The sequence below is a fragment of the Microbulbifer sp. SH-1 genome, from assembly GCF_011326135.1.
GTDB lineage: Bacteria > Pseudomonadota > Gammaproteobacteria > Pseudomonadales > Cellvibrionaceae > Microbulbifer > Microbulbifer harenosus.
This window is the reverse complement of the sequence record NZ_CP046948.1, coordinates 3,751,520-3,765,053: the sequence shown is the minus strand read 5'-3', so window position 1 is coordinate 3,765,053 and position 13,534 is coordinate 3,751,520. Positions and strand designations below refer to the sequence as shown.

General features: G+C 60.9%; 12 protein-coding genes. 5 read left to right on the top strand and 7 right to left on the bottom strand.

The window, feature by feature from the left end; genetic code table 11:
• The first annotated feature begins 142 nt into the window (after window positions 1–142).
• From GNX18_RS15505 to GNX18_RS15490, 4 genes are all read left to right on the top strand, one after another.
• On the top strand, window positions 143–940 hold the full coding sequence (locus GNX18_RS15505) for an enoyl-CoA hydratase/isomerase family protein (protein WP_138234412.1): 798 nt from the start codon (window positions 143–145) through the stop codon (window positions 938–940).
• Window positions 941–1,289: 349 nt separating this feature from the next.
• Window positions 1,290–3,302, top strand: coding sequence for an acetyl/propionyl/methylcrotonyl-CoA carboxylase subunit alpha (locus tag GNX18_RS15500; RefSeq protein ID WP_166219215.1), 2,013 nt, complete (start codon window positions 1,290–1,292; stop codon window positions 3,300–3,302).
• Window positions 3,299–4,219 carry a hydroxymethylglutaryl-CoA lyase gene (locus tag GNX18_RS15495; RefSeq protein ID WP_166219213.1) on the top strand — a complete coding sequence of 307 codons (921 nt, stop codon included), beginning with the start codon at window positions 3,299–3,301 and terminating at the stop codon, window positions 4,217–4,219. Before GNX18_RS15500 ends, GNX18_RS15495 begins: the two co-directional genes overlap by 4 nt.
• A gap of 98 nt (window positions 4,220–4,317) precedes the next feature.
• Window positions 4,318–5,586, top strand: a complete 1,269-nt coding sequence (locus tag GNX18_RS15490) for a DUF945 family protein (protein ID WP_166219211.1) — start codon at window positions 4,318–4,320, stop codon at window positions 5,584–5,586.
• Between the two features lie 129 nt (window positions 5,587–5,715).
• Here GNX18_RS15490 and GNX18_RS15485 read toward each other — a convergent pair whose 3' ends face one another.
• From GNX18_RS15485 to alaE, 3 genes are all read right to left on the bottom strand, one after another.
• Entirely contained in the window at window positions 5,716–6,069 is a 354-nt protein-coding gene (locus GNX18_RS15485; protein WP_138234408.1) for a hypothetical protein, read from the bottom strand.
• A 100-nt stretch (window positions 6,070–6,169) separates the two neighbouring features.
• Window positions 6,170–7,573, bottom strand: coding sequence for a response regulator (locus tag GNX18_RS15480; RefSeq protein ID WP_166219209.1), 1,404 nt, complete (start codon window positions 7,571–7,573; stop codon window positions 6,170–6,172).
• Between the two features lie 247 nt (window positions 7,574–7,820).
• Window positions 7,821–8,384 (bottom strand): L-alanine exporter AlaE, encoded by a 564-nt coding sequence (gene alaE / locus GNX18_RS15475; RefSeq protein ID WP_166219207.1) that lies wholly within the window; start codon window positions 8,382–8,384, stop codon window positions 7,821–7,823.
• Between the two features lie 394 nt (window positions 8,385–8,778).
• Here alaE and GNX18_RS15470 point away from each other — a divergent pair, with 394 nt between their 5' ends.
• A complete protein-coding gene (locus tag GNX18_RS15470) occupies window positions 8,779–9,339 on the top strand; it encodes a PadR family transcriptional regulator (protein ID WP_166219205.1) in 561 nt (186 codons plus the stop codon).
• Between the two features lie 34 nt (window positions 9,340–9,373).
• Here the strand turns inward: GNX18_RS15470 and GNX18_RS15465 are convergent, their stop codons facing one another.
• The 4 genes from GNX18_RS15465 to GNX18_RS15450 all read right to left on the bottom strand — a co-directional run bounded on the left by GNX18_RS15465 (window position 9,374) and on the right by GNX18_RS15450 (window position 13,347).
• Complete coding sequence (locus GNX18_RS15465; protein ID WP_166219203.1) at window positions 9,374–11,422, bottom strand: TonB-dependent receptor; 2,049 nt, start codon at window positions 11,420–11,422, stop codon at window positions 9,374–9,376.
• Window positions 11,423–11,591: 169 nt separating this feature from the next.
• On the bottom strand, window positions 11,592–11,966 hold the full coding sequence (locus GNX18_RS15460; protein ID WP_138234403.1) for a VOC family protein: 375 nt from the start codon (window positions 11,964–11,966) through the stop codon (window positions 11,592–11,594).
• Between the two features lie 87 nt (window positions 11,967–12,053).
• Window positions 12,054–12,473 (bottom strand): hypothetical protein, encoded by a 420-nt coding sequence (locus tag GNX18_RS15455; RefSeq protein ID WP_166219201.1) that lies wholly within the window; start codon window positions 12,471–12,473, stop codon window positions 12,054–12,056.
• Window positions 12,474–12,495: 22 nt separating this feature from the next.
• Window positions 12,496–13,347 carry a universal stress protein gene (locus GNX18_RS15450; protein ID WP_166219199.1) on the bottom strand — a complete coding sequence of 284 codons (852 nt, stop codon included), beginning with the start codon at window positions 13,345–13,347 and terminating at the stop codon, window positions 12,496–12,498.
• Window positions 13,348–13,534 lie beyond the last annotated feature (187 nt).

Genomic DNA, 13,534 nt, shown 5'->3' with positions numbered 1-13,534 from the left:
GAACCCATCCATGGGGGCTCTTCTAAAACGTCCCTGTTTTAGAAGGTCCGGCAAACAAGTTCCGGCATCAGGACCTCTCGAGCTTCGAACCCAGAGGTCCTGCCAGCCAGAGAATCAAGGAACTGTTTTGAGCGAAAAAGCCATGACCGAAAAAATGCTGTGCGAAATCGACAACGAAGGTGTAGCGACGGTAACGTTGAACCGTCCGGAAATTCACAACGCCTTCGACGATGACCTGATCCGCCAGCTCGGCGAGACTTTCGATAACCTCGCCCGCAGTGGCGGCATCCGCGCACTGATCCTCGCCTCCACTGGCAAGAACTTCTCCGCCGGCGCCGACCTCAACTGGATGAAGCGCATGGCGGATTACAGCGAAGAGGAAAATCGCCATGACGCCGCGGTGCTCGCCGCCATGCTGCACAAACTCGACCAGTTTCCGGCACCCACCATTGCCCGAGTACAGGGCGCGGCGTTCGGCGGTGCGGTCGGCCTGGTGAGCTGCTGCGATATCGCCGTCGCCGCCGAGCGCGCCAGCTTCTGCCTGAGCGAAGTAAAGATCGGCCTGCTCCCCGCCACCATCAGCCCCTACGTGATCAACGCCATTGGCGCGCGCCAGGCACGCCGCTACTTCGTCACCGCGGAGCGCTTCTCCGCCGAGCGTGCGCGGGAAATCGGGCTGGTTTCCGAGGTCGTGGCGGAAGGTGAACTGGACCTGACCGTGCAGAAACTGGTGAACAGCATCGTCGACAACGGCCCCAACGCCGTGACCATGGCTAAGCAGTTGGCCATGTCCATGTCGAACCGGGTGATTAATGAAGAGCTGCAGGGGCAGACCAGTGCGTTGATTGCGGCGGTGCGGGTTTCATCGGAAGGGCAGGAAGGGTTGAGCGCGTTTTTGGAGAAGCGCGCGCCCAGTTGGATGAATACCAGCGAGGAATAAACCTCGCAGCTGGATCCCGGATCAAGTCCGGGATGACGGCATTCAAAGTGATTTACAAGTCTCGTCATTCCGGTACCGGATCGAGTCCGGCATGACAAAAGCATCCGGAATCCAGAGCTAACGAAGCACAAAAATTTGAATTGAAGGCCGGGCACCGGGGATGGGTTTTCAGGATCGTCGGCAACAGGGATGTTGCCGACGAAGCGTACAGGGACGTATTCACAGCGGTCCTGAAAACCCATCCCCGGTGACCGGCCGCCACGGCGCGGCAACAGAGCACCACTCACCGCCTCCACAGACCAAGAACAGAGCACCCAAAAAACCTGGGTAGAAACGAACAGAGCCAGACATGATTCGCAAACTGCTGATCGCCAACCGCGGCGAAATTGCCTGTCGTATTATCCGCACCGCGCGTCGCCTCGGCATCGCCACCGTCGCGGTCTACTCCGACGCAGACGCCAACGCCCTGCACGTCCAACAGGCCGACGAAGCCGTGCACCTCGGCCCCGCGCCCGCCAGGGAATCCTACCTCGACATCGACAAAGTCCTCGCCGCCGCCAAACAGACCGGCGCCGACGCCATCCACCCCGGCTACGGCTTCTTGAGCGAAAACGCCAAATTCTGCCGCGCCTGCGAAGAAGCCGGCATCATCTTTGTCGGCCCCCCCGCCGCCGCCATCGAAGCCATGGGCTCCAAATCCGCCGCCAAGCGCATCATGGAAGAAGCCAAGGTACCGCTGGTGCCCGGCTACCACGGCAACAATCAGGATCCCGGCATCCTCGAAGGCCATGCCAACCGCATCGGCTACCCGGTACTGCTGAAAGCCGCCGCCGGCGGTGGCGGCAAAGGCATGCGGCGGGTCGACAAGCCCAACGACTTCCACGAGGCCCTCGCCGCCGCCAAGCGCGAAGCGCAAAACGCCTTCAGCGACGACCACATGCTGATCGAGCGCTACGTGGTCAACCCTCGCCATGTGGAAATCCAGGTGTTCTGCGACAAGCAGGGCAAAGGCGTGTACCTGTTTGAGCGCGACTGCTCCGTACAGCGCCGCCACCAGAAGGTGGTGGAAGAAGCACCAGCCCCCGGCCTGCCCGCGGAGACCCGCAAGAAAATGGGCGAGGCCGCCCTGCGCGCCGCCAATGCCATCGGCTACGTGGGCGCCGGCACAGTGGAATTTCTACTGGATGCCAGCGGTGCGTTTTATTTCATGGAAATGAACACCCGCCTGCAGGTGGAGCACCCGGTGACCGAGATGATCACCGGCCAGGACCTGGTGGCCTGGCAGCTGGCGGTGGCCGCCGGCGACGGGCTGCCACTGGAGCAGGACGACCTGCACATCGTCGGCCACGCGTTCGAAGTGCGCATTTATGCAGAAGATCCGGACAACGACTTCCTGCCCGCCACCGGCAAACTGCTGCGGCACCAGCCGCCGATGGAAGACAAATCCGTGCGCGTCGACACCGGCGTTCAGACCGGTGACGAAATCAGCGTGCATTACGACCCGATGATATCCAAACTCATCGTGCACGGGCGCAACCGCCGCGAGGCGCTGGGCAAACTCGACCGCGCGCTGCAGCAATACCAGATCGCCGGGCTGCGCCACAATATCGAATTCCTGCGCCGGGTGATCAACCACACCGCGTTTGTAAATGGCCGCGTCAGCACCCATTTCATCGGCGACCACGAACAGGAAATCCTGCAACAGGAACAGCAACTGCGCTCACAGCAGTGCGCCGCCATGGCCGCCTTCCTGTACCACCGCGAAGCGCGCGCCCAGCACCGCGCCGCGCCCAAGACCGACCCCTTCTCGCCCTGGCACAGCGGCAGCAACTGGCGCAACGGCCTGACCTTGTGGCGCAGCCAGAAAGTGGAAGTACACGGCCGTGAGATCGAGATCCGCTTTGCGGGAAGTGAAAGCAATCTGCAATGGCAGTGCAGCGCCGCGGTGGACGCGCAGAGCGGCAACATAACGGCATTTCACGGCCAGGGCGTGGCAGTGCTGGATGGCCGCCGGGTGAATTACTCCAGCGTCGCCCACAACAACGAGGGCACGGTATTTATCAGCGGTGAACAGCTGGATTTCAAAATTCTGCCGCCGGATATCGGCGAAAGCGCGGATGCCGCCCACGGCCTGGAAGCGCCCATGAACGGCACCATTGTTGCGCTGCTGGTGGAGCCCGGTGCGGCGGTGGAAAAAGATCAGCCGCTGCTGGTGATGGAGGCGATGAAAATGGAGCACACACTGCGCGCACCGGCGGACGGTACCGTGAATCAGTTCTTCTGCGCCGCCGGCGAACTGGTGGATGGCGGCAGCCTGCTGATCGACTTCGCTGCGGAGAACACACACGAGGAGACACCATGAGCCTGCCGGATCGGGTAAAAATGGTCGAAGTGGGCCCCCGCGATGGCCTGCAAAATGAAAAGCAACCCATCTCGGTACAGACCCGGATACAGCTGATCGACCTGCTGAGTGACAGCGGCCTGAAAGTGATCGAAGCCGGCAGTTTCGTCAGCCCGAAGTGGGTGCCGCAGATGGCGGCAAGCGAAGAGGTGCTCGCCGGCATCCAGCGCAAACCGGGCGTCATCTACAGTGCGCTTACCCCCAACATGGTGGGTTACGAGCGCGCGCGCGACGCCGGCGCGGACGAGGTGGCCGTGTTTGGCGCAGCCTCCGAAAGTTTCACGCAGAAAAATATCAACTGTTCCATTGAGGAGAGCCTGCAACGTTTCCGCCCGCTCGCCGAACAGGCCCGCGCCGACGGCATTCCAGTGCGCGGTTATGTTTCCTGTGTGCTGGGCTGCCCCTACGAGGGTGAGATCCGCGCGGAAAAAGTGGCGGAAGTAAGCCGCGCGCTGCTGGACATGGGCTGTTACGAGATCAGCCTCGGCGACACCATCGGTGTCGGCACCCCGGAAAAAGCGCGCTACATGATTGAAACCGTGGCGCGGCAGGTTCCAATGGAAAAACTCGCGGTGCACTTCCACGATACCTACGGCCAGGCGCTGGCCAATATCTATGCGGCGCTGCAGGCGGGTGTCAGTGTGGTGGATTCGGCAGTCGCCGGGCTCGGCGGCTGCCCCTATGCCCGCGGCGCCTCGGGCAATGTGGCGAGCGAAGACGTGCTGTACATGCTCGACGGCCTCGGCATTCACACCGGCGTGGACCTGGGCAAGCTGGCGGAGGCCGGCAACTTCATCTCCCGCGCGCTCGGGCGCGAGAGCAACTCGAAAGTGGCAAGGGCTATTGCTGGCGAGTGCGGAACCATCGAGGGCGATTAGGAGTCTCTGGATTCATCTCGATCTGCTAACATCGGGCGTTCTCACAAGAACGCCCTTTTTGTTTGTTCCCAATTCGCCCCCAAACTAGTTGTCGATAGATGAAAGCCCTACGTTACCTCCTCATCGCCGTGTCCGCCCTGCTGTTGCTGGCCGCCTTGATTGCGCCCCGCCTGATTGGCCCGAAGGTGGAAGAAGTGCTGCAACAGCAGCTGGCCAACCAGCCCAACATCGAATTGACCGGCTACCAGCGCGGCTGGTTCAGCGCTGAGGCCCTGACCCTGCTGAAGGGCAAGGACGGCGCGACCGAGGTCTTCAGCGAGATTAAGCACGGCCCGTTGCTGTTCACCAGCCGCGGCCCCCGCATCGGTGTGCTCTACGCCAAGACCCGGTTGACCGGCAACGAGCTGGAACCGGCGCTGCGCCGTCAGCTGGAGGCCTATTACGGCTCCCTCGACGACCTGGGCCCCGGGCTGAAGAACAGCCCGATCCTGGTAGAGACCGTGGTTGGCGCCAATAACCGTGTCACCAACACCCTGCGCCTGCAGCCCATCGACCGCAATGAAGGCGACCAGCAGATCCAGTTCGAGGGAGCCAGCATCCGCCTGGTCACCGACTATCGGGGCCAGCAGCAGGACAGCAGCTTCAAGCTCGGCGAGTTCGTGCGTATGGACGGCCACCGCGAAGCGCTCTACCTGCAGTCTGGCAGTGGCGAGTTCAAGCTGGACCCGAGCGGCGCCGGTACCCTGCAACTCAAACTGCCATTGGTGCGCACCAACAACGATTCCGGACCGCTGGAGCTGCGGGATGTGACTCTGAGCTACACCGGTAAACTGGTAGCCAGGCACACCCTGAATGTGCAAACCGAACTGTCGCTGCCGGAAATTCAGTCCTCCACCCCGGCCAGCAGCCTGACCCAGCGGGTCAACCTGCCGGAGATCAGCTACGACGACCTGCACCACTACCTCTACAGCCTGCTGCTCAGCCCGTCCGCGCAGCGCAGCTGGCCGCAGGTATTCGCGCGCCCGCTCAAGTTGCAGCAGCAACTGGATATCGCCACCGCCAACGGTCCTATGCAGCTGCAGCTGGATGTGGACTGGAAAGGCACACCGAAAAACCACTCGGTGCAGAACGACAAACTGTTCTGGCTCGATAACCTGAACGGCACGGCCAACATCAGTGCTGCGGAGCAGGCGCTGATGCAGTCACCTCTGATTGCCCAGGCCAGCGCGTTGAAACAGTACGGCTTTTTGCAGGAGAGGGACGGGCAACTGAATATGCTGCTGCAGCTGGAACGCGGCAATCTTCAGGTCAACGGCCAGTTATTGCCGGCCGACCTTTTCATACTGGCAATGACCAGCGGTTTCTGATTTCCCCTTCCGCCGCCCCCACAAAAAAAAGCGGCCTTCGGGCCGCTCAACGTTTTCTCTCATGAATTGTCAGCCAACGTTTCTCTCACCGTTTACCGGCATAAGCTGAAAGCGCAGGCTCGATTTCGTTTATCCGTAGGCGGGGCGATTGTCCGCCAGGGTCAGCCAGCCGCGGATCACGCGATACACCATCCATATCCAGCTGATACCCCATACCGCAAAGCCCACCAGAATCCACACCGTGGCCCAGCCCACAACAAACCACAACAGGCTGTACCAGAAGGTACGGATCTGCCAGCGGAAATGAGATTCCGCCAGAGTGCCACGCACATCGCCGCGTTTGACGTAATTGATGATCACCCCGATGAAAAAAGGCACCGCCGTAAACAGGCTGATGGCCTGGATCAGGTAGACCAGAGTGGCGATGTCGCGACCGGCGCGTTCACGCTCGATCTGTTGCGGAGCGGGGTACTGCTCGGACATGGGCAGAGGTTCCATTGTGAAAGGTAAGCGCTAAGTGTAGGCGCAAATCGCGCTGACGATAACCGCGCGGGACGGCGCCCGGTCGCAGTTAGCGCGGCGTCTACCTCAAAGCCCACTCCGTGTGCACGTTTTTTTCGCGCCAGGATTTCAGCTGCTGGATTGAGGTGCGCATCAGCGCCAGGATCTCGGTACGCTGGTGGCGGCAGTAATCGCGTTCACTGTCGATGGACAGTCGCGCCGACAACGCCTTGAGCCTGTTGGCCACCACTTCGAGCCCCACGCTCTCCGCTTGTGCAGCAATGGCCTGGGCCTGCTGCTGGGCATCCAGCCAGTGGCGGCCGGTCAGCGCACTGGTAAAGGCAGTGATCTTTTTCGGCAGATTGGCGACGCGGTCTCCCAGCAGCTCGGCGAAGGCCAGATGCCCGAGGGTGTCGCGCTGGCGCTCCAGCGTACTGGGGTTCAGCATTTTAGCGGTGCGCCCGGGCGTGGCGGCAACGGAGCCCTGGCGCGTTTTCTGTTCCGCCCACGACAGTATCTGCGACAGCTGGGCATCGCTCGCGGGCAGCGGCAACACACCGGAAAGCCCGCGCTGCACGTACCGCTCTTGGTCTCCGGCGCGAATATCCGTCACCAACCCGACGATGAGGAGTTCGGAGTTGCCGAAATCCCCGCGAATCTTGCGCGCGGTTTCCACGCCATCAATCAATGGCAGCCGCACGTCGATCAGCACCAGATCAAATTTTCCGCGCAGCGCCGCGTCGGCGCCATCGACACCATTGGTTTCCCGGCGCACCTTGTGGCCACGGGCTTCAAGCCGCGGGCAAAGTGATGTGTGGGTATCATTTTCCACCAGCAGGATAGCCATCTCACGCAGACTCGGTTCGGGTATCGAGGCGCTTGCGGCCCCCGGCACGGCCTGCTGACCCGAGCGCTGGAGTTCTTCAATACAGCTGCGCAGCTGCCGGCATTGCCCGATTGCCGCCTCGGCCAGTTGCCGCACTTCGCCATTGGTGGCACGGGCGAGCAAGTTCATGGTGCTGACCAGGGTTTCCAGGGGTTTGCGCATACGGTGACTGGTAATGGAGAGAAAATCGCAGTGATCCTCCCGCACCTGTTCCGCCGCCAGCCTGGCTTCGTCCAGCAGTTTGTCCCGCGCCATCAACTCGTGCAGCCTCGACTGCACCTGGCGAAACAGCTTGGCATTTTCCACCTGCAGATCGGTCACTTGAACCGCTCCCGCTTCACGGGTTGCGCGCTCCCTGACTCTGGCCGCCAACCATGCCGCCGCAAACCCCGTCGCAGCCAGCAGTAGTACCAGCGCCCAAGGCAGCGGTATCTGGATTTCCAGAAGCCCGGCACCGACCTGGGCCTGGGCCGCCGGACTTAGCAACAGGACGGCAAGCCCGCCGAGAGACACTCGCGCCGCCGGTAACAGCGATCGGGAAAAAGAAATAACAGACTGACAACCGCCCAGGGGGCGGGATAAGGGTATGGTGTTATTCATCCTTGTAACCACATTTGGTGCGGCGGGCCAATCCTGCAGCCCGCTGGGTAAGTGGAGCCTACTTGCTCAAACCTGTGAACCCATCTCAGCGATCAATGACTACCTGTCATGTTGAGTCTTGGGTATTCAGCGCGATTGATACTGCAAAGTACCGCGACAAACAAGTGTATTCTACGCCATCTTCCAGATAAACCGTGTCATGTCGGTAGATAGCCTGCAAATAAACACTCGTACCGGTTACATCCGCTCAATCAGCAATGGCCGCTGCATCCGCCACCGCCCTGCGTCCCAGCCACAGGCGGCGCAGGCAATCCAGATACATGCCGTAAGGGCGACCCAGTGCGCCGGCGATCAGCATGAAGGTGATACAGGCGGTGGCAATCTCGCCGCTGGAAGCGCCTCCCAGCAGCATATTCAGGATGTACAGCGGCAGCTGGAAGCTAAGGAATACGAAGGTGTCCACGGCATAGTTGTGCATGGCGCTGCCGCGCCCAAAACGCACCAGTATCCAGTTGCGATAGAGACTGAACGGGCGGGCAATCAGGGTATTGAACACCACCGCCAGCAGGCGCACTTTCAGGTGTTCACGCCAGCTCATGCCCGCCAGCATCAGCTCAATGGGGATTGCGATCGCCCAGGAGAAGCTGTTCATCGCAAACACGTCCAACAGCCACTCATTCCAACGGGTACGGCGATTGCGCTGGGAGTTGGTGGATTGAGGTGTCTCAACCGGCTGTTCGTCTTCCAGCACCATTACAGGCGGCGAGACAGGGATGGCTTCAGTAGCCTGAGACAGAGATTGCGGCGACATGGTGACTGCTTACCTGAGAGGCGGCGCTGGGCTTGTGGCGGACGGCCGCGGTACTACTGGACGATGGGATAGTGACTGCACAATATTCGACCACTTTTGGTGGCGCTGGCGATTATATCCACCAGCGTGGTAATTACTAGTATCCCCATATTAACTTTTTGTTATTCAATCTATTACCATCCTAAATACATGCGCAATGAAGGATACCTATAACATTTCATTCTTGTTTCTGATATGAACATCCCAATCAGGCTGCCCCTGCACCCCTCGCGCCCTGTGCCAGTAGCCGCAAGAGCCAGTACACTGCGCCACGCTGTACCTCTGCCCGCATGGAGACCGGTTGCACCCCGGACCGGGTATTCACAACAACCGATACGCCGCGAACATCTGAACCATGTCACTGAGATTTGCCGTACTGAGCCTGCTGGATATTGAGCCCGGTAGCGGCTACGACCTGAAGCGCCGCTTCGAGCGCAGCGTTCATCACTTCTGGAGCGCCAGCCACCAGCAGATGTACCGCGAGCTGCACAAACTGCACGGCGAGGGGTTACTGGATTGCGTGGAAGAGATACAGGATGGACGTCCTGACAAGAAGGTCTACAGCCTCACCGCGGCCGGACGCGGGGCGCTGGAGGCCTGGGTAGCGAAACCTGCCGCTGCACAGAAGATCCGCGACCCATTCCTGATCCAGGTGTTTGCCGGCCACCACCTCCCCCCCGCGCAGATGCGCGTGGAACTGCAGCGTCACCTTAGTGAGCACCGCGACAAGCTCGCCACCTACGAGGCGCAGAACGCGCGCTTCTACCGTCGCCCGGCGGAACAGCAGCAAAAGCTGTGGATTTCCCACCAGCCGCTGCTGCTGGGCATCGAAACGGAAAAGACCTGGATCCGCTGGGCGGAGCAGTTGTTGGCCCGGCTGGATGCGGAAATCGCCGACCGGGACACCGCGGGCTGACCCGCGGCGATGTCATACCGGCATGTCCACTCAGTCAGAAGCGGTAGCGCAAGGAGGCGCGCAGGGTGCGCGGCTCAAAAATGTGGAAGTGAGTGTCCTCCACGCCATCGGCGCTCTCGCCTGGCAGGCGCGAGGCATAGAAGTAGTCTACATCGTGGTCGTCGGAATCCAGGGCGTTGAGTAGATCCAGTTGCAGGCGCCAGCGAAGGACTTCCCGCCCCAAACGCAGATTCACCAGGGAGGAACCAGCGGACTCAACACCGCCGTCTTCGATCAGCGGATAGGCGCCAAAATGGCGCAGGTGCAGGGCGGCAAACCAGCCGCCGTCACCGCGGTAGTTGAGCGCGGCACTGGCCACCAGCGGTATGGCGCCGGGAATTTTGCCTCCCGCAGGGTCGCTATCGGCAAAAGCCGCATCGGTGTACGACACCTCCAGCTCGCCGCTGACGCGCTCGGACGCGAACCAGTAGATCCCCGCCTCCACCCCTTTGCGCTCGCTGGGGCGGCTGGCCTCAGTGTTGCCGGCATCGCCCACGAACAACAGTTCCGAGTCCAGATCCAGCTGCCACAGGGCCAGGGTGGCGTGCAGCTGGTCGGTGATGAACAGGCGCGAACCCAGTTCAGCCCCGCGGGATTCCACCAGTGGATCCACAGGATCCACTGTCTCGCCGGAAAGTGGATCGACCTTGATCACGGTGCCGCGGGCGTCGTTGGAGTGCAGACCCTGGCCGTAACTCAGGTAGAACTCCGAAACCGGCCACGGCTGCCAGGCAAGGCTCGCTTTGAGTGACGTTTTGCCGTCGCTGCGCCGGCCGCTGTTGGCGACGAGCCCCGCATTCACATCGAACGCGTAGCGGTCGTAGCGCAGCCCAAGATAACTGCGCAGGGTATCGCTCCACTGGGTCTGGTTGACGGCGAAAAGCCCCAGGCTGTCTTCGACCACGGCGTCTTCCCGCACCACACCAAGCCTCTCGCGGTCGGCGGTGTGGTAAAGCCCCACGCGGTCGATGTCGTCGCGGCGCCCCTGCAACCCCAGCTGCCAGCGGGTAGCTTCCCGCTGCCACTGCTGGGTCACGTCAAACCCATAGATGCGGCGCGCGTCTCGCTGCAGGAACTGATCGCCGGTATCCGGGTGCTCCAGACCATAGGTAAAGTTCGACCAGAGATTGAAGTCGTAGTCGACGGCGTAGGCACTGGCCGCCAGTTCGCCGCGGAAAAATGCACCATTCCAGCCGCCGGAGAGACTGTAGCGACGGGTATCGCCGCCGAGGCTGGTATCCAGGGAGCCGTAGGCGTCGATAGCACCTTGCGCCACCGCCCGCGCCGGTATTTGGTCCGGCGAATTCCAGGCGTTGTCATATCCCATCAAGGTGAGATGCGCGCGGCCACCGGCGAGATCCCCAGACAACTTGCCCAGCAGATTGACCTTGCCTACATCCTCGCGAATATCGCTCCAGGGGCCGTCATAGGCCTGCCACTCCGCAGCCAACAACAGGTCGCCACTGCCGGTCTCCACCGAGTCTGCCGCTACGCCACGGCGGTAGCCATGCTCGCCAACGCTCAGCTCGGCGAGACCGGTGGAGAGTTTCTCCGCCAGCATAAAACTGGCGGAACCTGCGGAGGAGAAATCCCCCACGTCCGCGTAATAGGGCCCCTTGCGATAGCGCAGGCGGGCGACGGTTTCCGGAATCACGAAATTGAGATCGGTGTATCCCTGGCCGTGGCCGTGGGTGCGCAAATTCACCGGCATGCCGTCGACGAAGGTGGCGAAGTCGGTACCGTGATCCAGATTGAATCCGCGCAGGAAGTACTGATTGGCCTTGCCGCTGCCGGAGTGCTGGGTGGCCACCATACCGGGCACAAATTCCATCAGGTCGCCGGTGCGGATCAGTGGCCAGGCGCCAATTTCTGCCGGCCCGACTTCCCCCTGAGAGGCGGAAATCGCCTCACCGTTCAGGTTCAGCTGGCGGCCGAGTACCGAGATCTCTTCCACCAAATCCTCGCCATTTACCGGCCCCGGCAGAGGGTTGGCGGATTCAATGGCGCCATTGGCGGCAAGGGAAAGGACCAGGGCAAGGGACATGCATACCTCGGATTATTTTTTTGCGGACGATTGGGCAGAGAAGCGGCGATCAATGTAAACCGGCCGCGCTTCGGGATAATCAGGGAGGGTTAGACTGCCAGAACAGGAAAGGTCCTTCTTGCGTCAAATAACGCAGACAGCAAAGATTTTGTTCGGTATCCGATGACGGTCAAAAGGCGTCGGCGGGAATATGGCACACCACTTCGATCTTGTGGCCGTCAGGGTCCAGCACGTAAGCAGCGTAATAATGATCGTGATACTCGGGGCGCAGCCCCGGTGCGCCGCTGTCCTTGCCGCCAGCTTTCAGCGCCGCATCGTAAAAGGCGCGCACCGTCTCCCGGTCTTCCGCACTGAATGCAATATGCACCGCCGGCGCGGTGCTGGAGCCGCCCTTAATCAGCAGTTGCGGCTTGTCTCCCCAGCCAAAACCCGCCCAGTCGCCCATTTCCATCACCAGCTCGTAGCCGAGCGGCGCCAGCGCAGACTGATAAAACGCCTTGCTGCGTTGGTAGTCGTGCACGATGAGACCAATATGGTCCAGCATGGAAATCTCCTGTCGCCAGCATGTTCTGCAATTCGGAAACTCAGTATAGAAGCGCCGACGGCCGCAGGAGATGAGGAAAAAAAGAAATTATGGGGAACTGAAAAACGTAACCAGGCCGTATAGCACCACCGCTGTCCCGCACAGAAGCTGCCCGAGAATCAGCGCACGGATGGCGAAGGTATAGCGAATAAAGCGGCTGTGGGAGTTGAGGTCGCGGGTAAATACCCGCGCCTCTTCTGACAAATGCTGCTCCAAGGCGCGAAGTCCGGGCACTGCCAGGCTCAACAGCTGGCGGCTGCGCAGGTCCATCACCCAAAACACCGCGGAAACGATGACCACAAAGCCGCCCAGCAACATCACGATCAGCGGGTGGAAATTTTTCTCCACCGCGGTAAACACGCCACCATCCACAAACATGGACAGCACGACGAAGAAATTGAACGCCTTAAGCCGCTGCTCGGCGTTAAAGCGGTAGTGATCACACAGGTACTGCTGTTCGTTTTGCATCGCTTCACTGCCCGCCAATCTCTCAGGGTACGATCAACACATCGGTATTGGCGCGGCCGAGAATACGCTCGGCGGTATTGCCGAGCAGGAATCCTTTGGGGCCCTTGCGCACACCGCGCCCGACCAGAATAGCGCGTGCCTTGTTTCTGTCTACCACGCGGTTGACCTCGGCAGCGGGCTTACCGGTAACGAAATGGGTGCGGCTGCAGTTAACCCCGCTGTCGGCGATGACTTTGTCCACGGCCTTGAGCAAGGCGCCGGTTTCTTCGCGGAATTTATCCAGGTCGGCCACTTCACTGTGCACGGGCACACAGGCGACCGATTCGAGTTCAGCGTCGAGCAATTTGGACAGGATGCCGCCGAGGCTGAGCACACGCTGGTTGAGTTCTACATGCAGCGGGTTATCAATCGCCGGGTCGAGTGCGGCGACAATGCGATCGCGTTTGACCCAGTGGGTGCTGACGGCAAGCCACAGAGCGGTGGGCAGGCTTTCGATCAGGCGCCAGTCTATGGAACCGAATCCGCCGCGTCCGAACTGCTTCTGCGCGGTTTTTACCACCAGGTCGCAGGGGTTGTCGTCGAGATATTCCAGGGTCCAGTAGGTGATATCGTGGTGCCAGATGACTTCGGCGGTGGAGCCCGGGGGGAGGGAGTGCTCGCTCTGCAGGGCCTGCAGCCACTTGCCGCGCTCTTTTTCCAGTTCTTCACTGACATTCAGCATGGAGCTGGAGAGCATGGGCATGGAGGCCAATGGCTCGTATACAAAGCTCACCAGATGCAGTTTTGCGCCGGACTTTTCCGCCAGTTCCAGCGCCCGCTGCAGGGCGATCTGTTCGTGCTTGGGCTTGTCGAGGATGACGAGAATGTTCTGCATGCGGCCTCCGGTGCTACTGGGATCTGATCAATACCTTTGCAGGCAATTAAATCACCGGATCTCAAGTTTGTCTTGGGTTCAGGTCAATTGGGCGTTGGATAGTCCGAGGTCCGCCTTGATTGACCTCCGTGGCGCTGGTGCACCGGGTATAGCTTTTCGAAACCGCTGTAAATACATCCCTGTACGC

Excerpts from the sequence above, each read along its gene's own strand:
- GNX18_RS15490 (WP_166219211.1), top strand. The coding sequence starts at position 4,318 with ATGAAAGCCCTACGTTACCTCCTCATCGCCGTGTCCGCCCTGCTGTTG.
- GNX18_RS15480 (WP_166219209.1), bottom strand. The coding sequence starts at position 7,573 with ATGAATAACACCATACCCTTATCCCGCCCCCTGGGCGGTTGTCAGTCT.
- GNX18_RS15505 (WP_138234412.1), top strand. The coding sequence starts at position 143 with ATGACCGAAAAAATGCTGTGCGAAATCGACAACGAAGGTGTAGCGACG.
- alaE (WP_166219207.1), bottom strand. The coding sequence starts at position 8,384 with ATGTCGCCGCAATCTCTGTCTCAGGCTACTGAAGCCATCCCTGTCTCG.
- GNX18_RS15450 (WP_166219199.1), bottom strand. The coding sequence starts at position 13,347 with ATGCAGAACATTCTCGTCATCCTCGACAAGCCCAAGCACGAACAGATC.
- GNX18_RS15495 (WP_166219213.1), top strand. The coding sequence starts at position 3,299 with ATGAGCCTGCCGGATCGGGTAAAAATGGTCGAAGTGGGCCCCCGCGAT.
- GNX18_RS15485 (WP_138234408.1), bottom strand. The coding sequence starts at position 6,069 with ATGTCCGAGCAGTACCCCGCTCCGCAACAGATCGAGCGTGAACGCGCC.
- GNX18_RS15455 (WP_166219201.1), bottom strand. The coding sequence starts at position 12,473 with ATGCAAAACGAACAGCAGTACCTGTGTGATCACTACCGCTTTAACGCC.
- GNX18_RS15500 (WP_166219215.1), top strand. The coding sequence starts at position 1,290 with ATGATTCGCAAACTGCTGATCGCCAACCGCGGCGAAATTGCCTGTCGT.
- GNX18_RS15470 (WP_166219205.1), top strand. The coding sequence starts at position 8,779 with ATGTCACTGAGATTTGCCGTACTGAGCCTGCTGGATATTGAGCCCGGT.
- GNX18_RS15460 (WP_138234403.1), bottom strand. The coding sequence starts at position 11,966 with ATGCTGGACCATATTGGTCTCATCGTGCACGACTACCAACGCAGCAAG.
- GNX18_RS15465 (WP_166219203.1), bottom strand. The coding sequence starts at position 11,422 with ATGTCCCTTGCCCTGGTCCTTTCCCTTGCCGCCAATGGCGCCATTGAA.